The sequence below is a fragment of the Megasphaera sp. DJF_B143 genome, assembly GCF_900320625.1.
Lineage (GTDB): Bacteria > Bacillota > Negativicutes > Veillonellales > Megasphaeraceae > Megasphaera > Megasphaera hexanoica.
This window is the reverse complement of the sequence record NZ_ONTA01000128.1, coordinates 1-4,285: the sequence shown is the minus strand read 5'-3', so window position 1 is coordinate 4,285 and position 4,285 is coordinate 1. Positions and strand designations below refer to the sequence as shown.

The following is a 4,285-nucleotide window of genomic DNA, read 5'->3' as shown; positions in this document are numbered from 1 at the left end:
TATATTATCATAATTAAATGTATGAATGTATTGATAGTGCCGGACCCCCGACCGGAGACGGTTCTCATCCTGAATCGTCCCCGGTCGGGGGTCCTATTTTGCTAATCTTTGGGGTATGAAAAGCAGCCGATTCGACAAACCGGCTTTTTCTGCAAACTACAAACTTACCACTGCAAACTATCCTTTCCTATCCTTTCAGTATCTGCATGAATCCTTCAGGTCCGGGCAAGCGATGTAGTAGGCGCCAGGGAGTGTGTTCTGCCAGTTGGTCGTAGGTGTAGCGTCCGGTGGCGACGGAGATAGTTTTTGCTCCGATGGCTTTGCCGCACTGGATATCGTAGGGGGTGTCGCCGATGACGTACATGGTACCGATAGTGTCACCCCAGGCTTTTTTCGCCAGTTCCCAGGCGTGGCGGGCCATGTCGTCGCGATAGTAGAATTGACAGGCAAATCCTGAATGGTCAAAGTCAAAGTACTGGGTCAGGCCGAAGAAATCAAGTTTCAGTCTAGCGCCATAGATGCTGTTTCCCGTGAGCAGACATTGATGGTATCCTTCGGCTTTAGCCAGGTATGGCAGGAGTTCCCGGGCCGGCGGAATGACTTCACCTTTCATTTTTTTCAGCCATTTCATCAGTTTCTGTTCGTAATTCCGGCAGAAGTGATTGACTTCTTCATCGGTAGGCATGACGCCTCTGGCCTGATAGAGCAGCTGCTGGCAGATGTAATTATCCGTCCGGCCGCCGGCAACGATTTTCGGCACGGCCTGGTCGTCACCCTGCAATTCGTGAAATACTTCCTGAATGGCATGCATGCCGGCCATTCCCGTATTGACCAGTGTCCCATCTATATCCCAATATAATATATCCATAATTCTCCCCCCTATACGCAAAGGAGCCGGGCAGCAGCACGCAACGACAGCCGCCGTTGTATGCCGCATACCCAGCCCCCTCAGCCAGTATTATTTCATGCCCTTATTATTTGGAAACGAGTTCTTTCGTATCGCGGGCAATCATGATTTCTTCGTTTGTCGGGATGACATAAAGTTTTACCGTAGAATCATCGGTGCTAATCATAGCATCTTTGCCGCGGACGTTATTGCGGGTCGGGCAAAGTTTGGCACCCAGGTATTCCAGGCCCTGGCAGATAGCTGCACGGTCTTCGATACCATTTTCGCCAACGCCGGCTGTAAAGGTGATGACATCGACGCCACCCATAGCAGCAGCCAGTGCGCCAATCAGTTTGCGTACCTGATAATGGAACATATCGAGAGCGAGTTTAGCCCGTTCGTTGCCTTCTTTAGCAGCTTCGCCGAGATCGCGGAAGTCGCTGGAAACGCCGGAAATGCCGAGTACGCCTGATTTCTTATTCATGAGCGTATCCATTTCTTTCGTGGACAAGCCTTTCTGTTCCATGACCGTCGTAACGATAGCAGGGTCGATATCGCCGCAGCGCGTGCCCATGAGGCAGCCGGCGAGCGGTGTGAAGCCCATAGTCGTGTCTACGCATTTGCCATATTTGATGGCAGCCAGGGAAGAACCGTTGCCAAGGTGGCAGTTGATGATGCGGAGTTTTTCAACGGGAACACCCATGACTTTGGCAATCTGGCCGGCTACATAGCGATGGCTCGTGCCATGGAAGCCGTAGCGGCGGATGCCATTTTCTTTATAGAGTTCATACGGAAGGCCATACATGAAGGCTTCCGGCGGCATGGTCTGATGGAATGCTGTATCGAAAACAGCGACCTGCGGTACGCCCGGCATGATAGCTTTGCAGGCATTGATGCCGATGATGTTCGGCGGATTGTGAAGGGGTGCATAGGCGGAGCATTTTTCCAGGGCTTTCATGACTTCATCGTCAATTACCGTGGAGCTGGCAAAGGCTTCGCCGCCATGGACAACACGGTGACCTACCGCGTCAATGGCATCCATGGATTTGATAACGCCGCATTCGGCATCGGTCAGAATATCGAGAACGAGCTTTACAGCGACTTTATGATCCGGAATAGACTGCTGGATTTCCTTTTTCTGGCCATTCCATTTGTGAGTCAGCTGGGAATCGGGAAGACCGATTTTTTCTACCAACCCTTTTGCCATGACTTCTTCATTGTCCATGTTTACCAACTGGTATTTCAAGGACGAGCTGCCGCAGTTTACAACCAATACGATCATGCAATTTACCCTCTTTCATGTTTACGAAATTATTTTATCTGGCCAAATACATGGTCTATTACTTCTTTGCCCACCGGGTCGGCCGGATTGTACAAGTAGGTAATATCCCATATCTGACCATTATCTTCAAAGAAGAGACTCTGCCCCACCATCTGAACGGCATGGCCCTGCACATTCAGATTGAACGTACAGTGGACTTCTGTCGCCGGCCTGTCGAGGACAGTCGTTTCAGAGACCTTCGTTTGCAGATCTGTATAATGCGTCTGTTCCAGTAAGGAAATAGGTTTTTCGGCCCACTGCTGTATGGTGATTTCACTGGCGGGACGCGATTCGGCAGCCATCCACCAATGGGAATCGTTGGCGCCATATAATACGGTTCCATCATTATTCTGGGATTTCCCCATTTCCATAGGAGTCATGAGGTATACTTCGGAATTACCGCTTTTCAACTGTGTATAGCCAAAGCTATATTCTTCCAGAATCGATGCATTGCCGCAGCCAGTCATGAGTATTGTCGAAGCCGCAAGCACCGTTACCAGGAACTTTCTCATTCGTTTCATGCTATCACCTATTATACTTTCTCACAGACTGGTTTCATTATAACATATTCTCCATAAGAGAAAAAGGATAATTTGTCAATCTGCCGGGCAAATCGACTGTTTCCTTTCTTTTTATTCATATATATATTATGATTAATGTATTGAAGAAGAAATAGCATAATACATAGGATATGTATGTCCGAGGAGTATGGTATGAAGCGTATTGCCGTTATTGCAGAATTTAATCCCTTTCATACAGGCCACGCCTGGCTGCTGTCCCAGGTACGGCAGCAGGCCGGTCCCCAGTCGCTGATTGTGGTCATCATGAGCGGTTCTTTTGTCCAGCGGGGCGAACCAGCATTATTCAATAAGTGGCATCGTGCCGCCTGGGCTGTTGAAGGCGGGGCCGATCTGGTCTTTGAACTGCCAGCAGTGTACAGTCTGTCCAGTGCCGACGGATTCGCCCTGGGAGGCGTATGGCTGGCGTCCCGGCTGGAATGCAGCCATCTGGCCTGTGGTGTCGAACGGGGCACGGCAGACGATTTTTACGCTCTGGCACGGGCTGCACAGGATATACGGCTCTGCAGGGGCAGGGAAACGGCCGGTCGCCAGCAGACTATGGCTGTGGCTGCCCGGATTCCGGAACAAACGGCCTTACTTCTGGATCAGCCCAATGCCCTGCTGGCGGCATCCTACGCCAAAGCCATCGTGCAACAGGACCTGTCCCTGCAGTTCTGGCCAATCCTGCGTCAGGGCAGCCATCACGACCCGTCGCTGGCCCATTCCTTTGCCAGCGCCTCTGCCCTGCGTCAGGATATAATCCAGACAGGCCGCTGCCAGCATCTTCACCGCTATCTGACACCACAAACCCGGGAAGATATGGCCGCTCTCCTCTCACAGGGAGAATACACCGATTATGACCGCTATGGTGATTTCATTCTCCTCCGGAACAGGCTGCTGACACCGGAAATGCTCCGCCAGCTCCCGGCCTTTAACGAAGGGCTGGAGAACCGCTGGCACCGCTGTATGCAGGAGTCCGTCACGTACAAAGAGGCACTGGCTGCCATCAAGACCCGCCGCTATGCCTACAGCCGTCTGTGCCGCATGGGCGCTTATACGCTCCTTTCACCCAGCCGCAGTCTCATGGACCAGTCATACCAGCTAGGTCCTCAATATGCCCGGCTGCTGGCCTTATCTCAAAAGGCATCCTTTTATATAAAAGAAATAAAGAAAGAGCTGCCTGTCATCACCCGCATCACAGCCCCCGGTTCTCTTTCCCCACTGGGCCGGAAACAGCTGGCACTGGACCTGCGCTGCACCGATATGCAGTACTACTGCTTCCATGGCACTCAGGCCCGCCTGTCGCGGCAGGATTATTATCAGTCTCCCCGCATACGCTGACACATTTTCCTTCTAACCCCCATGTTGTCAATGTGGATTTTTTCTGATATGATTAGATTTGTTTTCTATACCAGCAAATCAATTTCACGTTGTGCAAAGGAGGAGTATTTCGTTGTCTATACAACTCAATATCTATCAGACGCTGGCTGCGGCCATCCTGGTGTATTATGCCGGCGT

Annotated in this window: 4 protein-coding genes; 1 reads left to right on the top strand and 3 read right to left on the bottom strand. The window is 51.2% G+C overall.

The genetic code is table 11. The features are described 5' to 3' along the window. Positions 1-187: 187 nt before the first annotated feature. From DBO31_RS03835 to DBO31_RS03825, 3 genes are all read right to left on the bottom strand, one after another. On the bottom strand, positions 188-868 hold the full coding sequence (locus DBO31_RS03835; RefSeq protein WP_150824487.1) for an HAD family hydrolase: 681 nt from the start codon (positions 866-868) through the stop codon (positions 188-190). Positions 869-974: 106 nt separating this feature from the next. Then, complete coding sequence (locus DBO31_RS03830) at positions 975-2,168, bottom strand: acetate/propionate family kinase (protein WP_059075748.1); 1,194 nt, start codon at positions 2,166-2,168, stop codon at positions 975-977. A 29-nt stretch (positions 2,169-2,197) separates the two neighbouring features. Then, complete coding sequence (locus DBO31_RS03825; protein ID WP_070807723.1) at positions 2,198-2,728, bottom strand: hypothetical protein; 531 nt, start codon at positions 2,726-2,728, stop codon at positions 2,198-2,200. A gap of 192 nt (positions 2,729-2,920) precedes the next feature. Here DBO31_RS03825 and DBO31_RS03820 point away from each other — a divergent pair, with 192 nt between their 5' ends. After that, the gene (locus tag DBO31_RS03820; protein ID WP_150824486.1) at positions 2,921-4,108 is read left to right on the top strand and encodes a nucleotidyltransferase family protein; all 1,188 of its coding nucleotides are present in this window, start codon (positions 2,921-2,923) and stop codon (positions 4,106-4,108) included. Positions 4,109-4,285: the final 177 nt, after the last annotated feature.

Coding starts and splice junctions, on each gene's coding strand:
- DBO31_RS03835 (WP_150824487.1), bottom strand. CDS start 868: ATGGATATATTATATTGGGATATAGATGGGACACTGGTCAATACGGGA.
- DBO31_RS03830 (WP_059075748.1), bottom strand. CDS start 2,168: ATGATCGTATTGGTTGTAAACTGCGGCAGCTCGTCCTTGAAATACCAG.
- DBO31_RS03825 (WP_070807723.1), bottom strand. CDS start 2,728: ATGAAACGAATGAGAAAGTTCCTGGTAACGGTGCTTGCGGCTTCGACA.
- DBO31_RS03820 (WP_150824486.1), top strand. CDS start 2,921: ATGAAGCGTATTGCCGTTATTGCAGAATTTAATCCCTTTCATACAGGC.